Consider the following 25,898-nt stretch of genomic DNA (forward strand, 5'->3'; position numbering starts at 1 on the left):
CGGTCGCCGTCAGCCGCGCTTCCTCGAGAAGCGCGCGCGCAGTCCCGCCATGCTCGCGGCGACCACCACCACCACCGCCACCACCAGCTCGATCCATGCCAGTGCGCGCTCCTCCGGCCGGATCCACGCCACCAGCACGCCATGGCAGAACCACGCCAGCGCGAACACCGCCGACCAGAACCCGGCCGTGCGCCGGCGCAGCATCACTCCCAGCGCCAGCAGCAGCGGTGGCAGCGCGAACACCGGCAATGCCACCCACGCGTCGGGCTGCCGGGCGAACCAGAATCCGTACAGCACGACCAGCGCCAGCAGCGCGGCGACGAGTATCCGCTTGGAGAGCGGCAACGGCGCGCTCATGCCAGCCTCGCCGCGATGTCCGCGACCCGGCGGCCGAGCGCACGCGCAAGGTGGGCCTCCTCGTCGCTGGGCTGCGGATCGTCGCTGCCGCCGGCGACGTGGCTGGCGCCATAGGGCGTGCCACCGGTGCGGGTGCTGCTCAGCAGCGGCTCGGTGTAGGGAATGCCAGTCAGCAGGCAGCCGTGGTGCAGCAGCGGCACCATCATCGTCAGCAGGGTCGACTCCTGGCCGCCATGCAGGGTCGCGGTCGAGGTGAACACCCCGGCCGGCTTGCCGACCAGTGTTCCGCTGGCCCACTGCGCACCGAGGCCGTCGAGCCAGTGCTTGAGCGGCGCGGCCATGTTGCCGAAGCGCGTCGGGCTGCCCAGCAGCAGGCCCGCGCATTCGTCGAGGTCGCGGGGCTCCACGTAGGGCGCGCCGTCCTCGGGCACCGGCGGTGCCGCGGTGCGGGTGATTTCGGCGACCGGCGGCACGGTGCGCAGGCGCGCCGACATGCCTTCGACTTCGGCGACCCCGCGTGCCACCTGGCGGGCCAGTCGTGCGACCGATCCGCCGCGGCTGTAGTACAGGACCAGGATTTCGGGCATCGCCATCGCTTCGCGGGGAAAGCCGCAAGGATAGGGTAGGTCGGCGCGGGAGTCGCGATCGTCACTGTCCGCGCGGCTTCGCCGGGGACGCCGCGCGACACGCCGGCGTCTATCGCCATCGGGTAACCTCCGGCCGATGGAGCCGCTGGATTCGTTCAACCGCTGGAGTGACCGCATGCGCGACCGCGCGCGGTCGGTCGCCTTCCTGCGCTTCCTCGGCCGGCGCTTCATCGAGGACAACCTGTTCCAGTCGGCCGGCGCGCTGTCGTTCACCACGGTCTTCGCGCTGGTGCCGCTGTCGATGGTGGTGTTCGGCGTGCTGTCGGCGTTCCCGGTGTTCGCCGAATGGAGCGAGCGGCTCAGCGATTACATCTTCTCGAACTTCGTGCCCAGCGCCGCGCGCTCGGTCGAGGACTACCTGCTGCAGTTCTCCACCAATGCCGGCCAGCTCACCACCGCCGGCATCGCGGCGCTGGTGGTGTCGCTGCTGATCACCCTCAACGGGGTGGAGGCGGCGTTCAACCGGATCTGGCGGATCCGGTTGCACCGGCCGAAGTTCGGCCGCTTCCTGGTGTACTGGACGGTGCTCACGCTCGGCGCGCTGCTCGCCGCGGCGAGCCTGGCGCTGTCGGCCAGGTTCTTCGCGCTGTCGGTGTTCGACACCGAGGCCGGCCACCTGCTGGAGAACTTCCTGCTGCGGCTGGCTCCGATGGCGCTGGAGGTGTTCGCGTTCGCGACGATCTACAAGGTGGTGCCGCACCGCACCGTGCAGTGGCGCCACGCCATCGCCGGGGCGCTGCTGGCGACCGTGCTGTTCGAGCTGGTCAAGGGCGGCATCGGGTTGTACCTGGGTACGTTCGGCAACTACTCGAAGATCTACGGCACCCTCGCGTTCGTGCCGATCTTCCTGTTGTGGATCTTCCTGAGCTGGGTCGCGGTGCTGCTGGGCGCGTCGCTGGCCTCGTCGGTGTCGGCGTTCCGCTACCAGCCGGCCTCGATGCGGCTGCCGGAGGGCTACGAGATGTACGGCCTGCTGCGCCTGCTGGCCCGCTTCAACGAGGCGCGCCAGCGTGGCGAGGGCCTGCACAGCGACGATATCCAGCGGCTGGAACCCCTGCTGACCGATACGCTGGTGCAGGAAATGCTGGCCGAGCTGGGCGACATCAACGTGGTGCGCCGCGCCGAAGGCGGCGAGTGGCTGCTGGCGCGCGACCTCGACACCCTCAGCATGGCCGAGCTGTACGAGGCCTGCCAGCTGCGCATCCCCATCGCCGAGGCGCACCTGCCTTGCCGCGACGACGACCTCGGCCAGTCCGCGGTCGAGGCGCTCGACGAGCTGCGCGTGCCCCTGCGCGCGCTGCTCAAGCGGCGCGTGTCGACCATCCACGCCAAGGAGAAATGATCCATGCGCAGTCCTGTCGCCGCGGTTTTCGCGGCCGTGATGCTGGCGGCCTGCCAGGCCGACCGCACTCCCGCGACCGACGCCGGCGCGCCGGTGTCGGCCAGCACGCCGGGTGAGGCAACGGCGCGGCCGGATCCGACGGGGGTCGACACCGCCCCGGACGCTGCCGCCGGACGGGAAGGCGGGCGTCCGGCGCTGCGGGTCACCACGCTCGACGGCGAAACCTATGACCTCGCCGAGCGCCGCGGCCGGTGGGTCGTCGTCAACTTCTGGGCGACCTGGTGCGCGCCGTGCCTGAAGGAGATGCCGGAGCTTTCCGCGCTGGACGCGATGCACGAGCACATCGAGGTGATCGGCCTGGCCTACGAGGAGATCGAGCCCGACGCCATGCGCGCCTTCCTGGTCGAGCACCCTGTGGTGTACCCGGTCGCGATCGTCGACACCTACGACCCGCCGGCCGACTTCGACACCCCCCGCGGCCTGCCGATGACCTGGCTGATCGCGCCGGACGGCACCGTCGCCCACCGGGTGGTGGGTCCGGTCACGGCCGCCGACATCGAAGCCGCCATTGCCGCCGCGGGTGGACCGCAGGCGGACGAGGGCGCCGGGGAACCGACGTGAGCGCGGCGCGCTTCGTGGTCGGAGGCAAGGTGCAGGGGGTGTTCTTCCGTGCCTGCACCCGCGAGCAGGCCGAGGCGCTCGGGCTGCGCGGGTACGCCCGCAACCGCGCCGACGGACGGGTCGACGTGCTGGCCGCCGGCGATCCGACGGCCATCGACCGGCTGGCGGCGTGGCTGCGGCAGGGACCGCCGGCGGCGCGGGTCGACGAGCTGGAACGGCTGGACGCCTCCGCGGACGAGGCGGGCGAACGCTTCGAGATCGGCTGAGGCGTCGGCTCGCCCGCCGCAAAAGCCAGCCGGGAATCGACTGCCCTGTCGCCGGGTCACTCGATCCCGAAGTCGGGAACCGGCTCGATCGCGCGGTAGCGCTCCTTGCGCGGCTCTTCCGGCAGCGGCGGCAGTTCGCACTCGGGCTCGGGCAGCGTGGTGTCGGGCAGGCGGTCGAGCAGGTCGCGTATCAGGGTCAGGCGCCCGCGCTTCTGGTCGTTGAAGTCCACCAGCGTCCACGGCGCGTGGCCGGTATGGGTGGCCTTGAGCATGGCGTCGCGGGCGCGGGTGTAGTCGTCGTAACGCCCGCGCGCTTCCAGGTCGATCGGCGAAAGCTTCCAGCGCTTGAGCGGATCCTCGCAGCGTTCGGCGAAGCGCTCCTCCTGCCGCGCCTGGTCGCAACACAGCCAGTACTTGAACAGCAGGATGCCCTCGTCGACGAGCAGCTGCTCGAACACCGGCGCATGGGCGAGGAATGCCCGCACCTGCCCGTCGTCGGTAAACCCCATGACCTGTTCGACCCCCGCGCGGTTGTACCAGCTGCGGTCGAACAGGACGATCTCGCCGGCGGCCGGCAGGTGCTGCACGTAACGCTGGAAGTACCACTGCGTCGCCTCGCGGTCGGTCGGCCGTGGCAGCGCCACCACCCGGCACTGGCGCGGGTTGATGCGCTCGCGGATGGCGTCGATCGCGCCGCCCTTGCCGGCGGTGTCGCGACCTTCGAACAGCACGACGATGCGCTGCCCGGTATCACGCAGCCAGCGTGCCATCGCCACCAGCTCCAGCTGCATCGGTTCGAGCAGCCGCTCGTATGGCTTCCGCTTGAGCTTGCCCATCGTTCCCCGTCCGTGACCGCAATGGCCTCAGCGTAGGAAAGCGATGTTGCGTGCGACGTGATGCCGGGCGTCGAAGGCCGCCCGCAGGCCGGAGCGGAAGCCGCCGCTCAGCGGCCGCCCACCATCGTCCGCACCGCGGTGACGAAATCCCGCGCGAAGCCGGTCATGTCGAACAGCCCGCTCTCGCGTCGATTCCGGTCGAGCCCGGCACGGAGCGATGCCAGTGCCTGCCGGTCGCGTCCGAGTTCGACCGCGCGGGCGACGAACGCCTCGTCGTCGCCGACGTTCATCGCCTCCATGCCGAGGTGGTGGTTGAGGCTGCCGGCCACGCGTGAGGCGAAGGTGTCGCCCGGACAGGTCAGTACCGGACAGCCCGCCCACAGCGCGTCCGAAGCGGTGGTGTGGGCGTTGTACGGATGGGTGTCGAGGAACAGGTCGGCGTGCTGCAGGCGGGCCAGGTAAGCGGCGTGCGGCTGCTTGCGCATGAACACCAGCCGCTGCGGTTCCACGCCCTGCGATTGGGCGAAGCCGCGCAACCGGGCGTCGGCCTCGCCGGGGCCCGACAGCAGCCACAGCACGCTGCCGGGTACCTGGCGCAGCACCGCCAGCGCACGCGCCATGCTGCGCGGGTTGAGCTTGTAGCTGTTGTTGAAGCAGCAGAACACCACGCCGTCCTCCGGCAATCCGCAGTCGTCGCGGGAGGGTGGAGGCGGCAGGGCACGCGAGGTGTCGGAGGGCTGGAAACAACGCGGCAAGCGCACCACCCGCTCGCTGAAATGCGGCGCAAGCGTGTCCGGCAGCACGAAGTGGTCGGCCAGCACCCAGTCGATCCAGGGCGCGCCGGACGTGCCCGGATACGCGAGCCAGTTGACCTGGACCGGCGCCGGACGCATGGCGAGCACTTCCGGCACGCCACCGCCGCCCCAGCCACGCAGGTCGAACAGCACGTCGATGCCGGCGTCCCGGATGGCGGTGGCGACCCTGGCGTGGCTCCGGCCAGACACGTCGTGCATGCGCGCGGCCGCTTGCAGCCGGCGCCGGATCGGGCTGCCGTCGTCGCGGTTGAGCGCGAACAGGTGGACGTCGAGCGCGTCTTCGCGGTGCAGGGCTTCGAACAGGGCGACGGTCAGCAGGCCGGTGGGATGCGAACCGAAGCCGTTGGATAGGAAGCCGGCGCGGACCGGCCGGTCCGCGGTCATGGGCGCGGCGGGCGGCAACGGCCGCACCGCGCGGGCGACCTGGGCCGCACGCAGGCGCGCGCACTGCAGTTGCTCGGCGGCGCTGCTGTCCTCGCTGAGGAAGGCGAACGGCTCCACCGCGGCCTGGTTGCGGCGGACGGCGTCGCGGACCTGCGTCGACAGCGCATCCAGATCGCGCCAGTCACACAACCGGCGACGCCAGGCCAGCAGGTAGGCGGCCAATTGCGGCTCCTGCGGCGCCAGCGCGTGGGCGCGGGCGTAGGCCTCGGCGGCTGCCTCGGCCTCGCCGTGGTCCTCGAGTACGTGGCCAAGCCACACCGCGATGCCGGGATGGTCCGGAGCATTGGCCGCGGCGGCGCGCAGGCTGGCCACCGCCTCGCTGCGCTGGCCACGCATCCACTGCGCGCGCCCGAGCCGCGCCAGCGCTTCCGGATGCCCGGGGGCGAGGGCGAGCGCACGCCGGCACGCGGCTTCGCCGGCCACCGCATCACCGGCTTCGATCTCGGCGTCTCCGAGCACGATCCACGCGATCGGGTTGTGCGGCTCGCGGCGCACCGCGTCACGCGCGCGGCCGCGGGGATCGACCGGCTGCATCAGTGGTCGGCCAGCGGCAGCGCGTACCACTGGCTGGTTTCCTCGTGCCAGCCCGCGGCGCGGTAGAGCGCGCGGGCGGCGTGGTTGTCGACCGAGGTCTCCAGCACGATGCGGGCGGCGCCGTCGTCGCGGGCGAACCGGGCCGCCGCCTCCAGCAGGGCATGGGCGACACCGCCCCTTCTCGCCGGGGCGTCCACGTACAGGTCGTTCAGCACCCAGATGCGCGCGGTGCGCACCGAGGAGAACATCGGGAACAACTGGGTGAAGCCGACGGCGGCACGCCCGTGCTCGGCCAGCAGCACGACCGATTCGCCGGCGTGCAGCCGTGCGGCGAGGAATTCGCGTGCGCGCCCGGGGGCGCCGGGTTGGCCGTAGAACCGGCGGTAGGCGTCGAACAGCGGAGCGACGGCGTCGAGGTCGGCGACAGTGGCGCGACGGATGCGGGTGTCCATGCGGCAAGCTTACGGATGGCGTCGCTTCCGTGCAGTGCGCCGCCTCGCTCCTACAAAAGCTGGGAGTCGTTCAACTTCCCTGCGTCAGCTTGGCCAGTTCGTCGGCCTGGTGCTCGGCCTGCAGACGGCCGACCAGCGCGTCGAGGTCGCCGGTCAGCACGTTCGGCAGGTCGTACAGGGTCAGGCCCTCGACCCGGTGGTCGGTGATCCGGCCCTGCGGGTAGTTGTAGGTACGGATGCGCTGGCTGCGGTCGCCGCTGCCGACCTGCAGCTTGCGGTCGGCGGCAACCGCGGCGGCGGCCTGCGCGGCCTGCGCCTCGGCGAGGGTCGCGACCAACCGCTTCATCGCCTTGTCGCGGTTGGCGTGCTGGCTGCGCTCGGTCTGGCTCTCGACCACCACGCCCGACGGGATGTGGGTGATGCGGATCGCCGAGTCGGTCTTGTTGACGTGCTGGCCGCCGGCGCCGGACGAGCGGAAGGTGTCGACCCGCAGGTCGGCCGGGTTGATCTCGATCGGCTCGCCCTCCGGCTCGACCGCGATGATCGCGACGGTGGCGGCCGAGGTGTGGATGCGGCCCTGCGACTCGGTCTCGGGCACGCGCTGGACGCGGTGGGTGCCGGATTCGAACTTCAGCCGCGAGTAAGCGCCGCGGCCCTCGACGCGGGCGATGACCTCCCTGAAGCCGCCATGCTCGCCGGGGTTAGCCGACTCGACTTCGACCCGCCAGCCCTGTCGCTCGGCGTAGCGCGAATACATCCGGAACAGGTCGCCGGCGAAGATCGCCGCTTCATCGCCGCCGGTGCCGGCGCGGACTTCGAGGTAGATGTCGCCTTCGTCACGCGCGTCCTTCGGGATCAGGTGGGCGAGCAGTTCGGCGTCGAGCTGTTCCAGCCGCGCGGTGGCGGCGGCGATCTCCTCCTCGGCCAGTTCGCCCAGTTCCGGGTCGCCGCGCATCGCCTCCGCGGCGGCGAGGTCGGCCTTGGCGGCGGCCTCGTCGGACAGCGCGGTGGCGACCGGTTCGAGCTGGGCGAACTCGCGCGACAGCTGCCGGAAACGCTTGGCGTCGCCGATCACGCCGGGGTCCGCGAGCAGGCGCTCGAGCTCCTCGCGGCGTTCGGCGAGCGCTTCGAGCTTGCGGCGCAGGGTCGGGGTCATCGGGTTCTCTGGTGGGGCGGAAGGGGCGTGCGTCGGCGCCCGCACGACACCGGGCCGCGTGGATCGGGCGGGAGATGCTACCGCTGGTTCGGCTCGCCCGGCAGGGCCGGACCGGCGCCCGCCGTGGTGGCGACGTCGCCGCTGCCGGCGTCGTCGTGGCCGGCAGCGGTCGGCGGAAACAGCCTGTCGGCGGCGCGCGCCAGCTCGGCATTGCCGGTCAGCGCCTCCTCGCGCAGCGCGACCGTGGGTGCGTGCAGAAGCCGGTTGGTCAGGGTGTGGGCCAGATACTCGAGCACGGCCTCGGGCGCCTCGCCGGAAGCCAGCTGCGCGCGGGCGCGCGCCAGTACTTCCGCGCGCGCCGCTTCGCCGTGCGCGCGCAGGCGCTTCAGCGGTGCGGTACGCGCCCCGGCGGCGGCGGTCTCCATGTAGCGCGCCACCTGCAGTTCGATGATGGCCTCCGCTTCGGTCGCGGCCTCGCGGCGGCTGCGGCGGTTGTCCTCGATCGCGCGCTGCAGGTCGTCGACGGTGTAGAGGAACACGTCGTCGAGTCCGGCCACGTCGGCGGCGATGTCCCGCGGTACGGCCAGGTCGAGCAGCAGCATCGGCCGATGCCGACGTTGCGCCAGGGCGGACTGTACCTGCGCCCTGTGCAGCACCGGTTCGCGGCTGGCGGTGGCCGACAGCACGATGTCCGCCTCGGCCAGGTGCTTGTCGAGCTCGCCCAGAGGCAGGGCGACGCCGCCGTGGCGGCTGGCCAGTTCCTGCGCGTGCGACAGCGTGCGGTTGGCGACCAGCAGCCGCCGCGCCCGGGCCTGCACGAGGTGGCGGGCGGCCAGCTCGACGGTTTCCCCGGCGCCGATCAGCAGCACGGTCGAGTCCTCCAGCCGGGCGAACGACTCCTGCGCCAGCCGCACGGCGATCGAGGCGACCGACACCGGGTTGGCGCCGATGCGCGTATCGGTGCGGGCGCGTTTGGCGGTCGAGAAGGTCTGCTGGAACAGCCGGTCGAGCTGGCCGCCGAGGCTGCCGGCGGCACGGGCGGTGGCCCAGGCTTCCTTCACCTGGCCGAGGATCTGCGGTTCGCCCAGCACCAGCGAATCCAGCCCGGTCGCGACCCGGAACAGGTGGCGCACCGCGTCGGCGTCGGTGTGCCGGTACAGGTAGCCGTGCAGTGCCGGCTCGGCGCCGGTATCACCGGGATGGGTCGCCAGCCAGTCGGCCAGCGCGCTGCCGTCGTCGTCGGTGACCGCGTAGATCTCGGTGCGGTTGCAGGTCGACAGCAGCGCCGCCTCGCGCACCTGCGGCAACGCGCGCAACGCCGCCAGCCCCGCCACCGTGGCGTCGCCGGAAAACGACACCCGCTCGCGCAGGCTGACCGGCGCGGTCTGGTGGTTGAGGCCGAGGACGTGGATGGGCATGACGGGGCGAACGCGACGACCTGTTCAGGTGCTTGCGATAAGCTGCTGGCTGCTGAAGGCCGTCCATTCTACCGGCCCGGCCAACGAGGGATTGAGCCCGATGCCCGCAACTCTGCGTTCGTTCATCGCCGCGGCCGCGCTGGCGGCGGCAGTGGCGCTGCCAGGCGCGCCGGCGCATGCCCGATCGCAGGGATCCGACGACCCGATGGTGCGCGCGCTGGAGCCGCTGCTCGCGGCCGAATTCGCGGTCCAGTCCGGTCACCTGGACGAGGCCGCACGCTGGTACCTGGAGGCGGCGCGGGCCGCCGGCGACATCGCACTGGCCGAGCGCGCCACCCGCATCGCACTGCTGGCCGGCGATGATGCCCGGGCCGGACAGGCCCTGGAGTTGTGGCGCCGCCAGGGCGGGGAAGGCGAAGCCCTGCTGGCGGCCGAGGCGACCCTCGCGTTGCGTCGGGACGAAGTACGCGCCGCTCGCCGACACCTGGTCGCGCTGCTGGAGGCGCCTGGCGACACCGGCTGGCGGCAGGCGCTTGGCGTGGTCGCCGGCGGTGCACGCGACCCCGCACAAGCGGCCGCGGTGCTCGAGTACCTGGTCGACAGCGGGCGCATTCCCGGGCAGTTGCAGGCTTGGCTGGCCTTTGGCGGGCTGGCCCAGCGGCTGGAGCAGCCGCGGTTGGCCGAGCGCATCGTCGAGGAGGTGGTGCAGCGATTCCCGGGCGAGCCACGGGTCGCGCTGTTGCGGGCCAGCCAATTGCGCGAGGCCGACCGCGACGCGGAAGCCCGCGCGGTGCTCGCGTCCGTGGCCGACCGCGCCAGCGGCGATGCCGAACTTCGCCTGGCGCTGGCGTACGAATACGATGCGCTCGGCGACCTCGCGGCGGCGGCCGACATCCTCGGCCGTGGCCCGCAGGACGACCAGACCTACGCCCTGCGCGCCTCGCTGCTCGCCCGCGCCGAGGACAAGGCGGCGCTGGTGGAACTGTACGGAGAGCTGCGCCGCACCGCCGCCAAGCCCGACCCGCAGCGGCGGCTGCTGCTGGGGCAGATGGCCGAATTCCTCGACCGCCACGAAGAAGCCCTGGAGTGGTACCGCGGCGTGCCCGGCGGCCCGCAACGCTGGCCGGCGCGCCTGCGCAGCGCCAACGTGCTGCACGAGCTCGGCCGCGGCAACGAGGCGTTCGACCTGCTGCACGGCTTCCAGGCCGACGCCGCCGCGCCGGAGACCGCCCGCCGCGACGCCTACCTGCTGGAGGCGTCGCTGCACGAACAGGATGGCGACGCGGAGGCGGAGATGGGTGCCTTCGCCCGCGGTCTGGCTGCTTTCCCCGACGATCTGGAGATCCTCTACGCACGCGGGCTCAGCTGGGAGCGGCGCGACGACATCGAGCGCGCCGAGGCCGACCTGCGCCGCATCCTGGTGATCGAACCCGAGTCCGTCGCCGCGCTCAACGCGCTGGGCTACACCCTGGCCGACCGCACCGACCGCTACCGCGAGGCGCTGGAGCTGATCAACCGCGCCCGTGCCGCCGAGCCCGACAACGCCGCGATCATCGACAGCTACGGCTGGGTGCTCTACCGCCTCGGCCGCACCGAAGAGGCCCTCGGCGAACTGCGCCGGGCGTTCGCCCTGCAGAAGGACGCCGAGATCGGTGCCCACCTGGGCGAAGTGCTCTGGGTACTGGGACAGCGCGAGGAGGCGCGCCGCTACTTCGAGCAGGCGCGCGAAATCGACCCCGAAAACCGCGCGCTGCAGCGCGCTCTGGAAAAGACCGGCGCATGAACCTCCGACTCCTGATGGCGGCCGCCCTGGCCGCGCTCCTGGCCGCGTGCGCGGCGCCCCCGGCCCGCCCCGACCTCACCCCGGCGCAGAGGGCCGCGGCCGAGGACGCCCAGGCCGTCCGTGAGCAGGCGCTGCGCGCCGATGGCGAGTGGTCGCTGGCCGGCCGCATCGCGGTGTCGAACCAGGGCAAGGGCGGCAGTGGGCGGATCGAATGGCACCAGGACGGGGCGCGCTACCTCGTCTCCCTCAGCGCGCCCGTCACCCGGCAAAGCTGGCGCTTGTCCGGCGATCGCGACCACGCGCTGCTCGAAGGGCTGGACGGCGGCCCCCGTTCGGGAAGCGACGCCCGCCTGCTGCTGTTGCAGGCCACCGGCTGGGACATCCCCGTGGCGGCGTTGGCCGAGTGGGTCCGTGGCGCGCGTGCGCAGGCGCTCGGTCCGGCCCGGCTCGAGTATGGTGCCGGCGGATTGCCGTGGCGGATCGAGCAGGGCGGCTGGCGGATCGAATACGAATGGCCCGAGCCCGATCCCCGGGCCGACCCGCTGGCCGGCGGCGCGACGCCGGCATTGCCCTCCCGTCTGGAGGCGACCCGCGGCGAGGCCACGGTCAAGCTGATCGTCGACGAGTGGAACGCCCCGTGATGGCCTTGCGGCGTGCCAGCCCCGGAGCCCGGCGCCGGTCATGACCCCGTTCCCGCACGGCGGGGACTGGAGCGTCTGGCCCGCACCCGCCAAGCTGAACCTGTTCCTGCGGATCACCGGCCGCCGCGAGGACGGCTACCACCTCCTGCAGACGGTGTTCCGGATGCTGGACTGGGGTGACGAGATCCACCTGCGGCCGCGGGCCGACGGGCGGATCGTCCGCCACGGCCCCTCGATCGCGGGAGTGGCCGAAGCCGACGACCTCACTGTGCGTGCCGCGGTTCTGCTGAAAACGATCGGCAACGTCTGCGAAGGCGTTGATATCCGTATCGAAAAGCGCATACCGGCCGGCGGTGGGTTCGGCGGCGGCTCTTCCGACGCGGCCACGGTGCTGGTCGCGCTGGATGCGCTCTGGAATACCCGCCTCGGGACCGACCGGCTGGCCGCGCTGGGCCTCCAGTTGGGTGCCGACGTGCCGGTGTTCGTGCGCGGCGACAATGCCTGGGCCGAAGGCGTGGGGGAGCAGCTGGTGCCGGTCGTGCTGCCGCCCGCGTGGTACCTGCTGGTCGACCCGGGCGTGCACGTGCCGACCGCGGCGCTGTTCCGTTCCGCTGAATTGACGCGCGATGCGGCGCCCGTGACAATAGCGGACTTCGTTTCGGGTGTGCCGCTCGGGAATGCGTTCGAGCCGGTGCTGCGCGGGCGTGAACCGGCCATCGAGGCTGTGTTCACCGCCCTGTCGCGCGTCGGTTCGCCGCGCCTGACCGGCTCCGGCAGCGGGTGTTTCGTCGAATTCGCCACGCGCGAGGCCGCCGAAGCGGCGCTGGCGACGCTGCCGCCGGACCTCCGGGCCTGGGTGGCGGCGGGGGCGGCGCGGTCACCGCTGCGCCTGGCGCTCGAGGCAGGCAATCAACCGCAGGGGCGTCGCCAAGAGGCCCAAGGCACCAGGTTTTGATCCTGGCATTCGTAGGTTCGAATCCTACCGCCCCTGCCAATCACCGGGCCCGGCCGGCCTCCGGTGCGGCAGCAGCGTCGTGGCTTTCACGGCTCCCACGGTCAGAGCGAAGCGGAGAATCCAACGTGCAGAACGATCGCAGCCTGCTGGTGTTCAGCGGCAACGCCAACCGTCCGCTCGCCCAGGCGGTGTGCAAGGAACTCGGCACCCGCCTCGGCAAGGCGCTGGTCGGCCGCTTCTCCGATGGCGAGGTCCAGGTCGAGATCGAGGAGAACGTCCGCCGCCAGGAGGCGTTCGTGATCCAGCCGACCTGCGCGCCCAGCGCGGAGAACCTGGTCGAACTGCTGGTGCTGGTCGATGCGCTCAAGCGCGCCTCGGTCAGCTCGGTCACCGCGGTCGTGCCGTACTTCGGCTACGCCCGCCAGGACCGCCGCCCGCGTTCCTCGCGCGTGCCGATCACCGCCAAGGTCGCGGCCAAGATGTTCAGCTCGGTCGGTTGCGACCGCGTCCTGACCGTCGACCTGCACGCCGACCAGATCCAGGGCTTCTTCGACATCCCGGTCGACAACGTCTACGCCTCGCCGCTGCTGCTGGCCGACATCTGGCGCGCGCACGGCACCGACAACATGGTGGTGGTCAGCCCCGACGTGGGCGGCGTGGTCCGCGCCCGCGCCATCGCCAAGCGCCTCGACGACGCCGACCTGGCGATCATCGACAAGCGCCGCCCGCGCGCCAACGTCGCCACCGTGATGAACATCATCGGCGACGTGTCGGGCAAGACCTGCGTACTGGTCGACGACATCGTCGACACCGCCGGCACCCTGTGCGCCGCCGCGGCCGCGCTGAAGGAGCACGGCGCCACCAAGGTCGTCGCCTACTGCACCCACCCGGTCCTGTCGGGCGCGGCGATCAGCAACATCAGCAAATCGCAGCTCGACGAGCTGGTGGTCACCGACACCATCCCGCTGAGCGAGGCCGCGCGCCAGTGCGGCCAGGTCCGCCAGCTCAGCGTCGCCGAACTGCTGGCCGAAACCATCCGGCGCATCGCATTCGGCGAATCGGTCAGTTCGTTGTACGTCGACTGACCCGCCTGGTTTTCGACTCGCCTGGTCGCGGGCGAGTCACCCTCCCGCCGCGAGGCGGACAACGCAGTAAAAGTGAGTAAATCGAAATGTCCGAACACACCATCAAGGCCGCCGGCCGCAGTGACGAGGGTAAGGGTGCGAGCCGCCGCCTGCGTCATGCCGCCCAGATCCCGGCCATCGTCTATGGCGGCAAGGCCGAGCCGAAGTCCATCCAGCTCGACCACGAGCACATCTGGCTGGCCAGCCAGAACGAGTGGTTCTACTCGTCGATCCTGAACCTCGATGTCGATGGCAAGGTCGAGCAGGTACTGCTGCGCGACATGCAGCGCCACCCGTACCGCCAGCTGATCATGCACCTGGACTTCCAGCGTGTCAGCGCCAACGAAGCCCTGCGTGCCTCGGTGCCGCTGCATTTCATCAACGAAGAGACCTCGCCGGCCGGCAAGGCCGCTGACGTGATCGTGATGAAGGAGCTGACCCAGGTCGAGGTGAGCTGCCTGCCCAAGGACCTGCCGGAGAACATCGAGGTCGACCTCGGTTCGCTGCAGGAAGGCGACATCGTCCACCTGTCGCAGCTGAAGCTGCCTGCCGGCGTCCAGGTTCCGGAACTGGCCTTGGGCAAGGAGCACGACGTCGCCGTCGTGGTCGCGCGCAAGGGCCGCGTCGAGGCGGCCGGCACGGAAGACACGGCCGAGGCCGGCGAGCCGAAGGCCGAGTAAGCCGGCGAGGCCGGCGCGCGCCACGTCCGTCGGTACGGGCGGGGTGGGCGCCGGTCGCCGGTATTGCGATGTCTGGTTTGCGCCTCATCGTCGGGCTGGGCAATCCCGGTCCCGAGCACGCCAGGACCCGGCACAACGCCGGGTTCTGGTTTGTTGACGCCCTGGCTGATCGGTTTGGCGGGCGCTTCGCGGTGGACGCGAAGCTGTTCGGCGCGAGTTGCAAGGTCGATATCGGCGGAAGGCCGGTGTGGCTGCTCAAGCCGGCGACCTTCATGAATCTGTCCGGCAAGTCGGTCACCGCGGCATTGCGGTTCTGGAAGATCGATCCGGCGGAAGCCCTGCTGGCGCACGACGAGCTCGACCTGCCACCGGGCACGGCTCGGCTGAAGTTCGATGGCGGCCACGGCGGCCAGAATGGCCTGCGCGACACCATGCGCCTGCTCGGGCACGGCGGTTTCCATCGCCTGCGGGTCGGCATCGGCCATCCCGGTCACAAGGACAGGGTCACTCCGTGGGTGCTGGGGCGCCCGGGCGGGGACGACGAGGCGCTGATCCTGCGCGCCATCGACGACGCCATCGACGTCATGCCTTTGGCGCTCGACAGCGACTTCAACGAAGCGATGAAGCGCCTGCACACGGCGAAGTAGCTCCCGCGGCACCGGCGTGTCCGGCCTCCGGTTCGAGAGCCAGCGGTAAAGGGGCGTCCCCCGACCACCCTTTACCATTGACTCTTCACCAGCGACGGCATCACCCATGGGAATCAAATGCGGCATCGTCGGCCTGCCCAACGTCGGCAAGTCGACCCTCTTCAACGCCCTGACCAAGGCGGGCATCGCCGCGGCCAATTTCCCGTTCTGCACGATCGAACCCAATGTCGGCGTGGTGCCGGTGCCGGACCCGCGCCTCAATGCGCTGGCGGAGATCGTCAAGCCGCAGAAGCTGATCCCGACCGCGGTCGAGTTCGTCGACATCGCCGGCCTGGTGGCGGGGGCCGCCAGCGGCGAGGGCCTGGGCAACAAGTTCCTCGCCCACATCCGCGAGGTCGACGCGATCACCCATGTGGTGCGCTGTTTCGAAAACGACGACGTCATCCACGTCAACAACAGGGTCGACCCGATCGCCGACATCGAGACCATCGATACCGAGCTGGCGATGGCCGACCTCGAGAGTGTCGAGAAGGCGCTGCAGCGCGCCGAGCGCAACGCCAAGACCGGCGACAAGGACGCCAAGACGCGCGTCGAGGTGCTCGGCCGGGTCCGCGAGGGCCTCGATGCCGGCAAGCCGGCGCGCGCACTGGATCTGTCCGATGACGATCGTCTGGTCGTGCGTGACCTGTTCCTGCTGACCCTGAAGCCGGTGATGTACGTCGCCAACGTGCTCGAGGACGGTTTCGAGGGCAACCCGCACCTCGACGCCGTCCGCGCCCGCGCCGAAACCGAGGGTGCCGAGGTGGTGCCGGTGTCGGCCGCGATCGAGGAGGAGCTGAGCCAGCTCGATGATGCGGATCGCGACGCGTTCCTGGCCGACCTCGGCCTCGACGAGCCGGGCCTGAACCGGGTGATCCGCGCCGCCTACAAGCTGCTCGGCCTGCAGACCTACTTCACTGCCGGGGTCAAGGAAGTGCGTGCCTGGACGGTCCGGGCCGGCTCGACCGCGCCGCAGGCCGCCGCGGTGATCCATACGGACTTCGAGAAGGGCTTCATCCGAGCCGAAACGATCGCCTACGACGATTACATCAAATACCGCGGCGAAACCGGCGCGCGCGAGGCCGGTCGCCTGCGGCTGGAAGGCAAGGAGTACCGCGTGCAGGAAGGCGACGTCCTGCATTTCCGCTTCAACGTCTGATGCCGGTGGCGGGCCTGGACGGCCGCCGGTGCCCGATCGTGAAATAATCCGCTCGATGGCATTGACTTCCCCCGGATCGGTCGCCAGAATTGCGGGCTCTTTGGAGGGATACCCAAGCGGCCAACGGGGGCAGACTGTAAATCTGCTGGCTTACGCCTTCGGTGGTTCGAATCCACCTCCCTCCACCAGCTTCGACTCCGGTCGGGCTGGCGGGATGCAACAAACCGGTTGCCTTACCAGCTTCCGGCAGCAGTACCCAAGCAGGTTTGTCCGGCGCGGGAGTAGTTCAACGGTAGAACCTCAGCCTTCCAAGCTGATGGTGCGGGTTCGATTCCCGTCTCCCGCTCCATTGAACGCCGCGACGCCCACCTGCTGGAACAACTTGCTCACGTAGCTCAGTCGGTAGAGCACCTCCTTGGTAAGGAGGAGGTCGCTGGTTCGATTCCAGTCGTGAGCACCACATTTCAAACGCAACGCACACGCAAACCACCGGGATACAGCCATGGCCAAGGGTAAGTTCGAGCGCACCAAGCCGCACGTCAACGTCGGCACGATCGGTCACGTCGACCACGGCAAGACCACGCTGACCGCAGCGCTGACGAAGGTGGGCGCGGAGCGTTTCGGTGGTGAGTTCAAGGATTACTCGTCGATCGACGCGGCGCCGGAAGAGAAGGCTCGCGGCATCACGATCTCGACCGCGCACGTGGAATACGAATCGCCGATCCGCCACTACGCGCACGTCGATTGCCCGGGGCACGCCGACTACGTCAAGAACATGATCACCGGTGCGGCGCAGATGGACGGCGCGATCCTGGTGTGCTCGGCCGCGGACGGCCCGATGCCGCAGACCCGCGAGCACATCCTGCTGGCCCGCCAGGTCGGCGTGCCGTACATCGTCGTGTTCCTGAACAAGGCCGACATGGTCGACGACGCCGAGCTGCTCGAGCTGGTCGAGATGGAAGTGCGCGAGCTGCTGAGCAAGTACGACTTCCCGGGCGACGACACCCCGATCATCCACGGTTCGGCGCTGAAGGCGCTGGAAGGCGACCAGAGCGAGATCGGCGTGCCGGCGATCCTGAAGCTGGTGGACGCGCTGGACACCTGGATCCCGGAGCCGGAGCGCGATATCGACAAGTCCTTCCTGATGCCGGTCGAGGACGTGTTCTCGATCTCGGGCCGCGGCACCGTGGTGACCGGCCGCATCGAGCGCGGCATCATCAAGGTGGGCGACGAAATCGAGATCGTCGGTATCCGTCCGACCACCAAGACCACCGTCACCGGCGTGGAGATGTTCCGCAAGCTGCTGGACCAGGGCCAGGCGGGCGACAACGCGGGCCTGCTGCTGCGCGGCACCAAGCGTGACGACGTCGAGCGTGGCCAGGTGCTGGCCAAGCCGGGTTCGATCACCCCGCACACCGACTTCGAGGGCGAGGTGTACGTGCTGTCGAAGGACGAGGGCGGCCGCCACACCCCGTTCTTCAAGGGTTACCGTCCGCAGTTCTACTTCCGCACCACCGACATCACCGGCGCCTGCCAGCTGCCGGAGGGCGTGGAGATGGTGATGCCGGGCGACAACGTGAAGATGGTGGTGTCGCTGATCAACCCGGTGGCGATGGACGAGGGCCTGCGCTTCGCGATCCGCGAAGGCGGCCGCACCGTCGGCGCCGGCGTGGTCTCCAAGATCATCAAGTAACAAGCAGGTCGGTTGCCCGCGGCGCGGGCGACTGCCAACGCGCGAACGGCGGGCCAGGATTGATGTCGGATCCGCGGTCCGCCTTCGCCGTCTAAAGGGTCCCGGGGTATCGGGGCGACCATACATACGCCAGTAGCTCAATTGGCAGAGCAGCGGTCTCCAAAACCGCAGGTTGGGGGTTCGAGTCCCTCCTGGCGTGCCACCTGACGGCGCGGCCGCGAAAGCGGATCGCGCGACGAGCCGGATGAACAGCAAGGTCGAACAACCCAAGGCCGCCAACGCCGGCGACTTCGTCAAGTACGCGCTCGCGGTACTGCTGGTGGCTGCCGGCGTGTTCGCCTACATCTGGTTCGAGCAGTGGCCCGGAGCGCTGCGTGCGCTCGCCGTGGTCGCCGGGCTGGTGGCGGGCGTCGCGGTGTTCCTGTCCAGCTTCAAGGGCGGGCAGGTCGTCGAATTCCTGTCCGAGTCCCGTTTCGAGCTGCGCAAGGTGGTCTGGCCGACGCGCCAGGAAGCCACACGCACCACATGGGTCGTGATCATCGCCGTGGTGATCCTGAGTCTGCTCCTGGCTGGTTTCGACGTGGTCATCCAGGCCGCGGTGAAGTGGCTGCTGGGACGTTAAGGAGAAAGCACTGGTGGAAAGCGCTGACAACAATCCGGTCGAGGGAGGGGCGGGTAATCGCCGCTGGTACGTCGTCCATGCCTACTCCGGCTTCGAGAAGTCGGTAGCCCAGGCCCTGCGCGACCGCATTGCGCGGGCCGAGATGCAGGACCGCTTCGGCGAGGTGCTGGTGCCCACCGAAGAGGTGGTGGAGATGCGCTCGGGCCAGAAGCGACGTTCCGAGCGCAAGTTCTTCCCGGGCTATGTACTGGTTCAGATCGCCACCAACGACGACGGCGGCATTCCGCGCATCGACAGCGAAAGCTGGCACCTGATCAAGGAAACCCCGAAGGTGATGGGCTTCATCGGCGGCACCGCCGACCGCCCGTTGCCGATTGCCGACCACGAGGCCGATGCCATCCTGAACCGCGTCCAGGAAGGTGTCACCAAGCCGCGTCCCAAGGTGCTGTTCGAGCCGGGCGAGATGGTCCGCGTCACCGACGGCCCGTTCAACGACTTCAACGGCGTGGTCGAAGAGATCAATTACGAAAAGAGCCGCCTGCGCGTGGCGGTGCTGATCTTCGGCCGCTCCACCCCGGTCGAGCTCGAGTTCGGCCAGGTCGAGAAGGCCTGAGCCCGGCGCGCAAGCGCCGCAAACCGTGTATACTGCCCGGCTGCGCTGTCCGCGCCAGTCGACAGAGCAGCCACAGCCGTTCCGGGTCTTTCCCGGGCGGCTGTCTGCGCAATTGATACGTGAATGCCGGGACACGTGATTTCCCGGTCCGATGGGGAGCCTGCCCGCAGGCGCTTGCACCCGGAGAGCAAAACCAATGGCAAAGAAAGTAATCGGCTACATCAAGCTGCAGGTCAAGGCCGGCCAGGCCAATCCGTCGCCGCCGGTGGGTCCCGCCCTCGGCCAGCGCGGCCTGAACATCATGGAGTTCTGCAAGGCGTTCAACGCGGCCACCTCGAAGCTCGAGCCCGGCCTGCCGACGCCGGTGATCATCACCGCGTACTCCGACCGTACCTTCACCTTCATCACCAAGAGCACCCCGGCCACCGTGCTGCTCAAGAAGGCGGCCGGCGTCACCTCCGGCTCCAAGCGCCCCAACACCGAGAAGGTGGGCAAGGTCACCCGCGCCCAGCTCGAGGAGATCGCCAAGGCGAAGGAACCCGACCTGACCGCAGCCGACCTGGACGCGGCGGTGCGCACGATTGCGGGTTCCGCCCGCAGCATGGGTCTGACGGTGGAGGGCTGAGAAGATGGCAATGACCAAGCGTGAGAAGGCCATCAAGGCCGCCGTCGTTCCGGGCAAGGCGTACGCCTTCGACGAAGCGATCAAGATCATCAAGACCGCCACCAAGGCCAAGTTCGTCGAGTCCGTCGACGTCGCCGTGCGCCTGGGCGTGGATGCCAAGAAGTCCGACCAGCAGGTGCGCGGCTCGACCGTGCTGCCGGCCGGTACCGGCAAGTCGGTCCGCGTGGCGGTGTTCGCCCCGGCCGGCGCCAAGGCCGACGAAGCCCTGGCCGCGGGCGCCGAGGCGGTGGGCATGGACGACCTGGCCGAGAAGATGCAGGCCGGCGACCTCAACTACGACGTCGTCATCGCGACCCCGGACGCGATGCGCGTGGTCGGCAAGCTCGGCCAGGTGCTCGGCCCGCGTGGCCTGATGCCGAACCCGAAGGTCGGCACCGTGTCGCCGAACCCGGCCGAGGCCGTGAAGGCGGCCAAGGGCGGCCAGGTCCGCTACCGCACCGACAAGGCCGGCATCATCCACTGCACCATCGGCAAGGCCGACTTCGACGACGCCTCGCTGAAGGGCAACCTCGAGGCGCTGCTGGCCGACCTGATCAAGGCCAAGCCGGCGACCGCCAAGGGCCAGTACCTGCAGAAGGTCTCGGTCAGCTCGACCATGGGTCCGGGCGTGACCGTCGACCAGTCGACGCTGGCGCTGAAGTAAGCAACAAGTTTTGAGGGCATCGCCGCGGCCACGCCGGGGCGATAGCCGTCAAAGACCGCAGGTGCGGTCAACGCCTACCGGCGACGGGCACGGAAGCTCGGCATGGCAGGGAATCGCCGTCGGTGGAAACGGGGCTGCTTAATCCGGACCCTCGGGTCGGCCTGCGTAGATGGTGCCTTCTGGAAAATTCTTCTGGAGTGGCCACCACCGGGATGTCGCAAGGCATCCCCGACGCCAGGGAAGGTGTCGCCTAGGACCGCAAGCGGCAGGAGCCGTAAGCGGAATTCAATTGGAGGAGTGCAATGGCTCTCAATCTGTCCCAGAAGCAAGAAGTAGTCGCCGAGCTGGCAGACATCGCCGCCAAGGCCCACTCCTTGGTCGCAGCCGAGTACGCGGGCACCACGGTCAGCCAGATGACCGCGATGCGCAAGACGGCCCGTGAAACCGGTGTGTACTTGAAGGTTGTCAAGAACACGCTGGCGTCGCGCGCCGTGGCCGGCACCGAGTTCGAGGTCGTCAAGGACGCCCTGACCGGTCCGCTGCTGTACGCGTTCTCGCTGGAGGAGCCCGGCGCCGCCGGTCGCCTGATCAAGGATGCCGCCAAGGGCAACGACAAGCTCAAGGCGCGTCTCGTCGCGGTGGAAGGCAAGCTTCTGCCGGCCGAGCACGTCGACGTGCTGGCCGCCCTGCCGACCCGCGAACAGGCGCTGTCCATGCTGGCCCGCGTGCTGGCCGAGCCGGCTTCGATGTTCGCCCGCGTCGTCAAGGCCGTGGCCGACCAGCAGGGTGGTGGCGAGTCCGCCCCCGCCGAAGCAGCTGCCGAAGCCTGATTCGCCCGCGATTCAACTAAACGATTCGTAAGATCAATTTTCCAGAGGTAATTACAATGTCCCTGTCCAACGAGCAGATCGTCGACGCCGTCGCCGCCAAGTCGCTGATGGAAGTGATGGAGCTGGTGAAGGCCATCGAAGAGAAGTTCGGCGTCACCGCCGCCGCCCCGGTCATGATGGCCGCCGGTCCGGCCGCCGGCGCCGCCGCCGTCGAAGAGCAGACCGAGTTCAACGTCGTCCTCAAGGACGCCGGTGCCAAGAAGGTCGAGGTGATCAAGGCCGTCCGCGCCATCACCGGCTTGGGCCTGAAGGAAGCCAAGGACCTCGCCGAGGCCGGTGGCGTCCTGAAGGAAGGCGTCTCGAAGGATGAAGCCGAGAAGTTCAAGAAGGATCTCGAGGCCGCCGGCGCGACCGTCGAGCTGAAGTAAGCAGTACTTGCGTCGCCAGGCGTCACCGGCGACCACCTGAGGCTGGGGGCGAAAGCCCCCGGCCTTTGGCCGTTGTAGCAGTTCCCCCTGGAAACAGGGTTTCGACATGAGTTGCTAGCTGGAAGTAGCGGGAGAGGGCGTGCTGGTGCCGGCAATACCAGCGACTTCCAAGTAGCAGCTTTACGTATCCCCCGGGGTCGCGGACGCGCGACCCGCAAAGAGAGGCGGTAGCCATCATGACCACAGCTTCCACGAATTACTCGTTCACCGAGAAGAAGCGCATCCGCAAGGACTTCGGCAAGCGCAAGTCGATCCTCGAGGTGCCGTTCCTGCTCGCCATCCAGGTCGACTCCTACCGTGCGTTCCTGCAGGAACACACCGACCCGGCCAAGCGCGAGGACCGCGGCCTGCACGCCGCGCTCAAGTCGGTGTTCCCGATCGCCAGCTACAGCGGCAACGCCGCGCTGGAGTACGTGGGCTACAAGCTCGGCGAGCCGGCGTTCGACGAGCGCGAGTGCCGCACCCGTGGCATGAGCTACGGCGCCCCGCTGCGCGTCACGGTCCGCCTGGTGATCTACGACCGCGAGTCGTCGACCAAGGCCATCAAGTACGTGAAGGAGCAGGAGGTCTACATGGGCGAGATCCCGCTCATGACCGAGAACGGCACCTTCATCGTCAACGGCACCGAGCGCGTCATCGTCTCCCAGCTGCACCGCTCGCCGGGCGTGTTCTTCGACCACGACCGCGGCAAGACCCACAGCTCGGGCAAGCTGCTGTACAGCGCCCGCATCATTCCGTACCGCGGCTCGTGGCTGGACTTCGAGTTCGACCCTAAGGATGCGCTGTTCACCCGTATCGACCGTCGCCGCAAGTTGCCGGTGACCGTGCTGCTGCGCGCGCTGGGCTACAACAACGAGGAGATGCTGGCCGAGTTCTTCGAGACCAACACCTTCCACATCGACCCGAAGGAGGGCGTCCAGCTCGAGCTGGTGCCCGAGCGCCTGCGCGGCGAGACCCTGGACTTCGACCTCGCCGACGGCGACAAGGTCATCGTCGAGGCCGGCCGCCGCATCACCGCGCGTCACGTCAAGCAGCTCGAGGCTTCGGGCATCGAGGCGCTGGCCGTGCCCGATGCCTACCTGGTCGGCCGCATCCTCTCGCACGACGTGGTCGACGCGTCCACCGGCGAGCTGATCGCCAACGCCAACGACGAGATCACCGAGGAGCAGCTCGAAGCCTTCCGCAAGGCCGGCATCGAGACCGTCGGCACCCTCTGGGTCAACGACCTCGACCGCGGTCCGTTCATCTCCAACACCCTGCGCATCGATCCGAGCAAGACCCAGCTCGAGGCGCTGGTCGAGATCTACCGGATGATGCGTCCGGGCGAGCCGCCGACCAAGGATGCCGCGCAGAACCTGTTCCACAACCTGTTCTTCACCTTCGACCGCTACGACCTGTCGGCGGTCGGCCGGATGAAGTTCAACCGCCGCATCGGCCGCAAGGAAACCCTCGGCGCGTCGGTGCTGTACGACGCCAAGTACTACGCCGAGCGCAAGGACGAGGAGTCCAAGAAGCTGGTGGCCGAGCACGGCGACAGCTCCGACATCCTCGACGTGATCAAGGTCCTGACCGAGATCCGCAACGGCCGTGGCGTGGTGGACGACATCGACCACCTCGGCAACCGCCGCGTGCGCTCGGTCGGTGAAATGGCCGAGAACACCTTCCGCGTCGGCCTGGTCCGCGTCGAGCGCGCGGTCAAGGAGCGCCTGTCGATGGCCGAGTCCGAAGGGCTCACCCCGCAGGAGCTGATCAACGCCAAGCCGGTCGCCGCCGCGATCAAGGAGTTCTTCGGCTCCTCGCAGCTGTCGCAGTTCATGGACCAGAACAACCCGCTGTCGGAAGTCACGCACAAGCGTCGCGTGTCGGCCCTCGGCCCGGGCGGCCTGACCCGCGAGCGCGCCGGCTTCGAAGTGCGCGACGTGCACCCGACCCACTACGGCCGCGTCTGCACCATCGAAACCCCGGAAGGTCCGAACATCGGCCTGATCAACTCGCTGGCGGTGTTCGCCCGCACCAACCAGTACGGCTTCCTCGAGACGCCGTACCGCAAGGTCGTGGACGGCAAGGTCACCGACGACGTCGAGTTCCTCTCGGCGATCGAGGAGAACGAGTACGTCATCGCCCAGGCCAACGCGCCGCAGGACGAGAAGGGCACGTTGACCGCGCAGTTCGTGGCCTGTCGGTTCCAGGGCGAGTCGCTGCTCAAGCCGCCGAGCGAGATCCACTTCATGGACGTCTCGCCGATGCAGACCGTGTCGGTGGCGGCGGCGCTGGTGCCTTTCCTCGAGCACGACGACGCCAACCGTGCGCTGATGGGCGCCAACATGCAGCGCCAGGCCGTGCCGACGCTGCGTGCGCAGAAGCCGCTGGTCGGTACCGGCATCGAGCGCGCCGTGGCGCGCGACTCGGGCGTGACCGTGAATGCCCGCCGCGGCGGCGTGATCGAGCAGATCGACGCCGGCCGCATCGTGGTCAAGGCGAACGAGGACGAGATTTCCGGCGAGACCGATGCCGGCGTCGACATCTACAACCTGATCAAGTACACCCGCTCCAACCAGAACACCTGCATCAACCAGCGCCCGCTGGTGAACGTCGGTGACGTGGTCGCGCGTGGCGACGTGCTGGCCGATGGTCCCTCGACCGACATCGGCGAGCTGGCGCTGGGCCAGAACATGCTGGTCGCGTTCATGCCGTGGAACGGCTACAACTTCGAGGACTCGATCCTGCTGTCGGAACGCGTCGTCAAGGAAGACCGCTACACCACGATCCACATCGAGGAGCTGACGGCGGTCGCGCGTGACACCAAGCTCGGGCCGGAGGAGATTTCCGCCGACATCCCGAACGTGTCCGAGCAGGCGCTCAACCGGCTCGACGAGTCCGGCGTGGTGTACATCGGTGCGGAAGTGCGCGCCGGGGACATCCTGGTCGGCAAGGTCACGCCCAAGGGCGAAAGCCAGCTGACCCCGGAAGAGAAGCTGCTGCGCGCGATCTTCGGCGAGAAGGCGTCCGACGTGAAGGACAGCTCGCTGCGCGTCCCGCCGGGCATGGACGGCACCGTCATCGACGTGCAGGTCTTCACCCGCGACGGCATCGAGAAGGACAAGCGCGCCCGCCAGATCGAGGAGAGCGAGATCCGTCGGGTCAAGAAGGACTTCGACGACCAGTTCCGCATCCTCGAGGCGGCGATCTACGACCGCCTGCGCAGCCAGCTGATCGGCAAGACCGCCAACGGCGGCGCCGGCCTCAAGAAGGGTGAGACCGTCACCTCGCTGGTGCTCGACGGCCTGAGCCGGAAGGACTGGTTCAGTCTGCGCATGAAGGACGAGGACGCGGTCGAGGCGATCGAGCGCGCGCAGAAGCAGATCGCCGCGCACGAGCAGGAGTTCGAGCGCCGCTTCGCCGACAAGCGCGCCAAGATCACCCAGGGCGACGACCTCGCCCCGGGCGTGCTGAAGATGGTCAAGGTGTTCCTGGCGGTGAAGCGCCGCATCCAGCCGGGCGACAAGATGGCCGGCCGTCACGGCAACAAGGGTGTCGTGTCGACCATCGTGCCGGTGCAGGACATGCCGTACATGGCCGATGGCCAGACTGTCGACATCGTGCTGAACCCGCTGGGCGTGCCGAGCCGAATGAACATCGGCCAGATCCTCGAAGTCCATCTGGGCTGGGCCGCCAAGGGCCTGGGCCAGAAGATCCAGCGGATGCTCGAGGCGCAGGCCAAGGTGGCCGAGCTGCGCAAGTTCCTCGACGAGATCTACAACCACGACAACCAGTTGGCCGGCGAGCGCGTCGACCTCAAGCAGTTCAGCGACCAGGAACTGCTGACCCTCGCGCAGAACCTGACCGACGGCGTGCCGATGGCGACCCCGGTGTTCGACGGTGCCGCCGAGTCGGAGATCAAGGCGATGCTGGCGTTGGCCGACCTGCCTTCCAGTGGCCAGACCGTCCTGCATGACGGCCGTACCGGCGAGGCGTTCGACCGCCCGGTCACGGTGGGCTACATGCACATGCTGAAGCTGAACCACCTGGTCGACGACAAGATGCACGCGCGTTCGACCGGTCCGTACTCGCTCGTCACCCAGCAGCCGCTGGGCGGCAAGGCGCAGTTCGGCGGCCAGCGCTTCGGCGAGATGGAAGTCTGGGCGCTGGAAGCCTACGGCGCGGCCTACACCCTGCAGGAAATGCTGACGGTGAAGTCCGACGACGTGCAGGGCCGCAACCAGATGTACAAGAACATCGTCGACGGCGAGTACGAGATGGTGGCCGGCATGCCGGAGTCCTTCAACGTGCTGGTGAAGGAAATCCGCTCGCTCGCGATCAACATGGAGCTGGAAGAGACCTGAGCCGGCCAGGGGAGCGCCGCGTGACGCGCGCTCCCCTCCAGTTGGTCACCCCCAGCCCTTCGACG

Annotated in this window: 25 protein-coding genes and 5 tRNA genes; 23 read left to right on the plus strand and 7 right to left on the minus strand. The window is 69.2% G+C overall.

The features are described from left to right. Nucleotides 1–9 precede the first annotated feature (9 nt). Nucleotides 10–357, minus strand: coding sequence for a DUF2069 domain-containing protein (locus tag U8331_RS03850; RefSeq protein WP_481132309.1), 348 nt, complete (start codon nucleotides 355–357; stop codon nucleotides 10–12). Further along, nucleotides 354–944, minus strand: coding sequence for an NAD(P)H:quinone oxidoreductase (gene wrbA, locus U8331_RS03855; RefSeq protein ID WP_481132310.1), 591 nt, complete (start codon nucleotides 942–944; stop codon nucleotides 354–356). The genes U8331_RS03850 and wrbA overlap by 4 nt, the downstream gene beginning before the upstream one ends. A gap of 136 nt (nucleotides 945–1,080) precedes the next feature. Between wrbA and U8331_RS03860 the strand changes: the two genes are divergently transcribed. Genes U8331_RS03860 through U8331_RS03870 form a run of 3 tightly spaced genes read left to right on the plus strand, consistent with a single transcriptional unit; the run spans nucleotide 1,081 to nucleotide 3,233 of the window. Continuing rightward, the gene (locus tag U8331_RS03860) at nucleotides 1,081–2,346 is read left to right on the plus strand and encodes a YihY family inner membrane protein (protein WP_481132311.1); all 1,266 of its coding nucleotides are present in this window, start codon (nucleotides 1,081–1,083) and stop codon (nucleotides 2,344–2,346) included. 3 nt (nucleotides 2,347–2,349) lie between these two features. Then, a complete protein-coding gene (locus tag U8331_RS03865; RefSeq protein WP_481132312.1) occupies nucleotides 2,350–2,967 on the plus strand; it encodes a TlpA family protein disulfide reductase in 618 nt (205 codons plus the stop codon). Beyond that, nucleotides 2,964–3,233: an acylphosphatase gene (locus tag U8331_RS03870; protein WP_481132313.1), complete on the plus strand. Its 270-nt coding sequence runs from the start codon at nucleotides 2,964–2,966 to the stop codon at nucleotides 3,231–3,233. The genes U8331_RS03865 and U8331_RS03870 overlap by 4 nt, the downstream gene beginning before the upstream one ends. 56 nt (nucleotides 3,234–3,289) lie before the next feature. Here the strand turns inward: U8331_RS03870 and ppk2 are convergent, their stop codons facing one another. The 5 genes from ppk2 to hemA form a co-directional block, all read right to left on the minus strand. Next, entirely contained in the window at nucleotides 3,290–4,069 is a 780-nt protein-coding gene (gene ppk2 / locus U8331_RS03875) for a polyphosphate kinase 2 (RefSeq protein ID WP_481132314.1), read from the minus strand. A gap of 107 nt (nucleotides 4,070–4,176) precedes the next feature. Beyond that, nucleotides 4,177–5,862, minus strand: coding sequence for an O-linked N-acetylglucosamine transferase, SPINDLY family protein (locus U8331_RS03880; protein WP_481132315.1), 1,686 nt, complete (start codon nucleotides 5,860–5,862; stop codon nucleotides 4,177–4,179). Then, complete coding sequence (locus tag U8331_RS03885; protein WP_481132316.1) at nucleotides 5,862–6,314, minus strand: N-acetyltransferase family protein; 453 nt, start codon at nucleotides 6,312–6,314, stop codon at nucleotides 5,862–5,864. Before U8331_RS03885 ends, U8331_RS03880 begins: the two co-directional genes overlap by 1 nt. A 70-nt stretch (nucleotides 6,315–6,384) precedes the next feature. Further along, the gene (gene prfA, locus U8331_RS03890; RefSeq protein WP_481132317.1) at nucleotides 6,385–7,470 is read right to left on the minus strand and encodes a peptide chain release factor 1; all 1,086 of its coding nucleotides are present in this window, start codon (nucleotides 7,468–7,470) and stop codon (nucleotides 6,385–6,387) included. A 77-nt stretch (nucleotides 7,471–7,547) separates the two neighbouring features. Next, nucleotides 7,548–8,888, minus strand: coding sequence for a glutamyl-tRNA reductase (hemA, locus tag U8331_RS03895; RefSeq protein WP_481132318.1), 1,341 nt, complete (start codon nucleotides 8,886–8,888; stop codon nucleotides 7,548–7,550). A gap of 100 nt (nucleotides 8,889–8,988) precedes the next feature. On the opposite strand from hemA, the gene U8331_RS03900 reads away from it, so the two are divergent. From U8331_RS03900 to rpoB, 20 genes are all read left to right on the plus strand, one after another. Next, the gene (locus tag U8331_RS03900; protein WP_481132319.1) at nucleotides 8,989–10,671 is read left to right on the plus strand and encodes a tetratricopeptide repeat protein; all 1,683 of its coding nucleotides are present in this window, start codon (nucleotides 8,989–8,991) and stop codon (nucleotides 10,669–10,671) included. Continuing rightward, nucleotides 10,668–11,312, plus strand: coding sequence for a lipoprotein insertase outer membrane protein LolB (gene lolB, locus U8331_RS03905; protein WP_481132320.1), 645 nt, complete (start codon nucleotides 10,668–10,670; stop codon nucleotides 11,310–11,312). The genes U8331_RS03900 and lolB overlap by 4 nt, the downstream gene beginning before the upstream one ends. A gap of 40 nt (nucleotides 11,313–11,352) precedes the next feature. Then, nucleotides 11,353–12,267: a 4-(cytidine 5'-diphospho)-2-C-methyl-D-erythritol kinase gene (ispE, locus tag U8331_RS03910; protein WP_481132321.1), complete on the plus strand. Its 915-nt coding sequence runs from the start codon at nucleotides 11,353–11,355 to the stop codon at nucleotides 12,265–12,267. After that, nucleotides 12,230–12,306, plus strand: a tRNA-Gln gene (locus U8331_RS03915). Before ispE ends, U8331_RS03915 begins: the two co-directional genes overlap by 38 nt. 86 nt (nucleotides 12,307–12,392) lie before the next feature. Further along, complete coding sequence (locus tag U8331_RS03920) at nucleotides 12,393–13,352, plus strand: ribose-phosphate diphosphokinase (protein ID WP_481132322.1); 960 nt, start codon at nucleotides 12,393–12,395, stop codon at nucleotides 13,350–13,352. An 86-nt stretch (nucleotides 13,353–13,438) separates the two neighbouring features. After that, nucleotides 13,439–14,071, plus strand: a complete 633-nt coding sequence (locus tag U8331_RS03925; protein ID WP_481132323.1) for a 50S ribosomal protein L25/general stress protein Ctc — start codon at nucleotides 13,439–13,441, stop codon at nucleotides 14,069–14,071. A 68-nt stretch (nucleotides 14,072–14,139) separates the two neighbouring features. Then, the gene (gene pth, locus U8331_RS03930) at nucleotides 14,140–14,718 is read left to right on the plus strand and encodes an aminoacyl-tRNA hydrolase (protein WP_481132324.1); all 579 of its coding nucleotides are present in this window, start codon (nucleotides 14,140–14,142) and stop codon (nucleotides 14,716–14,718) included. A gap of 106 nt (nucleotides 14,719–14,824) precedes the next feature. Beyond that, nucleotides 14,825–15,916 (plus strand): redox-regulated ATPase YchF, encoded by a 1,092-nt coding sequence (gene ychF / locus U8331_RS03935; protein ID WP_481132325.1) that lies wholly within the window; start codon nucleotides 14,825–14,827, stop codon nucleotides 15,914–15,916. Nucleotides 15,917–16,018: 102 nt separating this feature from the next. Beyond that, nucleotides 16,019–16,104, plus strand: a tRNA-Tyr gene (locus U8331_RS03940). 87 nt (nucleotides 16,105–16,191) lie between these two features. Next, nucleotides 16,192–16,265, plus strand: a tRNA-Gly gene (locus U8331_RS03945). A gap of 35 nt (nucleotides 16,266–16,300) precedes the next feature. Then, a tRNA-Thr gene (locus U8331_RS03950) sits at nucleotides 16,301–16,376 on the plus strand. Between the two features lie 42 nt (nucleotides 16,377–16,418). After that, nucleotides 16,419–17,609, plus strand: a complete 1,191-nt coding sequence (tuf, locus tag U8331_RS03955) for an elongation factor Tu (RefSeq protein WP_481132326.1) — start codon at nucleotides 16,419–16,421, stop codon at nucleotides 17,607–17,609. A 126-nt stretch (nucleotides 17,610–17,735) separates the two neighbouring features. Then, nucleotides 17,736–17,811 (plus strand) — tRNA-Trp (locus U8331_RS03960). Nucleotides 17,812–17,853: 42 nt separating this feature from the next. Further along, nucleotides 17,854–18,231: a preprotein translocase subunit SecE gene (secE, locus tag U8331_RS03965; protein ID WP_481132327.1), complete on the plus strand. Its 378-nt coding sequence runs from the start codon at nucleotides 17,854–17,856 to the stop codon at nucleotides 18,229–18,231. A gap of 13 nt (nucleotides 18,232–18,244) precedes the next feature. After that, nucleotides 18,245–18,844: a transcription termination/antitermination protein NusG gene (gene nusG, locus U8331_RS03970; protein WP_481132328.1), complete on the plus strand. Its 600-nt coding sequence runs from the start codon at nucleotides 18,245–18,247 to the stop codon at nucleotides 18,842–18,844. Nucleotides 18,845–19,040: 196 nt separating this feature from the next. Continuing rightward, nucleotides 19,041–19,469, plus strand: coding sequence for a 50S ribosomal protein L11 (rplK, locus tag U8331_RS03975; RefSeq protein ID WP_481132329.1), 429 nt, complete (start codon nucleotides 19,041–19,043; stop codon nucleotides 19,467–19,469). Nucleotides 19,470–19,473: 4 nt separating this feature from the next. Then, nucleotides 19,474–20,172, plus strand: a complete 699-nt coding sequence (gene rplA, locus U8331_RS03980; RefSeq protein ID WP_036213457.1) for a 50S ribosomal protein L1 — start codon at nucleotides 19,474–19,476, stop codon at nucleotides 20,170–20,172. A 302-nt stretch (nucleotides 20,173–20,474) separates the two neighbouring features. Further along, a complete protein-coding gene (gene rplJ, locus U8331_RS03985; protein ID WP_481132330.1) occupies nucleotides 20,475–21,002 on the plus strand; it encodes a 50S ribosomal protein L10 in 528 nt (175 codons plus the stop codon). A gap of 56 nt (nucleotides 21,003–21,058) precedes the next feature. Then, nucleotides 21,059–21,430 carry a 50S ribosomal protein L7/L12 gene (gene rplL, locus U8331_RS03990; protein WP_481132331.1) on the plus strand — a complete coding sequence of 124 codons (372 nt, stop codon included), beginning with the start codon at nucleotides 21,059–21,061 and terminating at the stop codon, nucleotides 21,428–21,430. 236 nt (nucleotides 21,431–21,666) lie between these two features. Continuing rightward, nucleotides 21,667–25,833 carry a DNA-directed RNA polymerase subunit beta gene (gene rpoB / locus U8331_RS03995; protein WP_481132332.1) on the plus strand — a complete coding sequence of 1,389 codons (4,167 nt, stop codon included), beginning with the start codon at nucleotides 21,667–21,669 and terminating at the stop codon, nucleotides 25,831–25,833. The last annotated feature ends 65 nt before the right edge of the window (nucleotides 25,834–25,898 follow it).

It is taken from the genome of Lysobacter sp. CC-YZS074 (assembly GCF_056739745.1).

What these genes read in the sequence shown, in the direction of transcription:
- U8331_RS03925 (WP_481132323.1), top strand. Translation starts at nt 13,439, where the DNA reads ATGTCCGAACACACCATCAAGGCCGCCGGCCGCAGTGACGAGGGTAAG.
- lolB (WP_481132320.1), top strand. Translation starts at nt 10,668, where the DNA reads ATGAACCTCCGACTCCTGATGGCGGCCGCCCTGGCCGCGCTCCTGGCC.
- rplA (WP_036213457.1), top strand. Translation starts at nt 19,474, where the DNA reads ATGGCAATGACCAAGCGTGAGAAGGCCATCAAGGCCGCCGTCGTTCCG.
- U8331_RS03865 (WP_481132312.1), top strand. Translation starts at nt 2,350, where the DNA reads ATGCGCAGTCCTGTCGCCGCGGTTTTCGCGGCCGTGATGCTGGCGGCC.
- tuf (WP_481132326.1), top strand. Translation starts at nt 16,419, where the DNA reads ATGGCCAAGGGTAAGTTCGAGCGCACCAAGCCGCACGTCAACGTCGGC.
- rpoB (WP_481132332.1), top strand. Translation starts at nt 21,667, where the DNA reads ATGACCACAGCTTCCACGAATTACTCGTTCACCGAGAAGAAGCGCATC.
- hemA (WP_481132318.1), bottom strand. Translation starts at nt 8,888, where the DNA reads ATGCCCATCCACGTCCTCGGCCTCAACCACCAGACCGCGCCGGTCAGC.
- prfA (WP_481132317.1), bottom strand. Translation starts at nt 7,470, where the DNA reads ATGACCCCGACCCTGCGCCGCAAGCTCGAAGCGCTCGCCGAACGCCGC.
- secE (WP_481132327.1), top strand. Translation starts at nt 17,854, where the DNA reads ATGAACAGCAAGGTCGAACAACCCAAGGCCGCCAACGCCGGCGACTTC.
- U8331_RS03900 (WP_481132319.1), top strand. Translation starts at nt 8,989, where the DNA reads ATGCCCGCAACTCTGCGTTCGTTCATCGCCGCGGCCGCGCTGGCGGCG.
- U8331_RS03860 (WP_481132311.1), top strand. Translation starts at nt 1,081, where the DNA reads ATGGAGCCGCTGGATTCGTTCAACCGCTGGAGTGACCGCATGCGCGAC.
- U8331_RS03885 (WP_481132316.1), bottom strand. Translation starts at nt 6,314, where the DNA reads ATGGACACCCGCATCCGTCGCGCCACTGTCGCCGACCTCGACGCCGTC.
- rplJ (WP_481132330.1), top strand. Translation starts at nt 20,475, where the DNA reads ATGGCTCTCAATCTGTCCCAGAAGCAAGAAGTAGTCGCCGAGCTGGCA.
- wrbA (WP_481132310.1), bottom strand. Translation starts at nt 944, where the DNA reads ATGCCCGAAATCCTGGTCCTGTACTACAGCCGCGGCGGATCGGTCGCA.
- U8331_RS03850 (WP_481132309.1), bottom strand. Translation starts at nt 357, where the DNA reads ATGAGCGCGCCGTTGCCGCTCTCCAAGCGGATACTCGTCGCCGCGCTG.
- rplK (WP_481132329.1), top strand. Translation starts at nt 19,041, where the DNA reads ATGGCAAAGAAAGTAATCGGCTACATCAAGCTGCAGGTCAAGGCCGGC.
- ispE (WP_481132321.1), top strand. Translation starts at nt 11,353, where the DNA reads ATGACCCCGTTCCCGCACGGCGGGGACTGGAGCGTCTGGCCCGCACCC.
- ychF (WP_481132325.1), top strand. Translation starts at nt 14,825, where the DNA reads ATGGGAATCAAATGCGGCATCGTCGGCCTGCCCAACGTCGGCAAGTCG.
- U8331_RS03880 (WP_481132315.1), bottom strand. Translation starts at nt 5,862, where the DNA reads ATGCAGCCGGTCGATCCCCGCGGCCGCGCGCGTGACGCGGTGCGCCGC.
- pth (WP_481132324.1), top strand. Translation starts at nt 14,140, where the DNA reads ATGTCTGGTTTGCGCCTCATCGTCGGGCTGGGCAATCCCGGTCCCGAG.
- ppk2 (WP_481132314.1), bottom strand. Translation starts at nt 4,069, where the DNA reads ATGGGCAAGCTCAAGCGGAAGCCATACGAGCGGCTGCTCGAACCGATG.
- rplL (WP_481132331.1), top strand. Translation starts at nt 21,059, where the DNA reads ATGTCCCTGTCCAACGAGCAGATCGTCGACGCCGTCGCCGCCAAGTCG.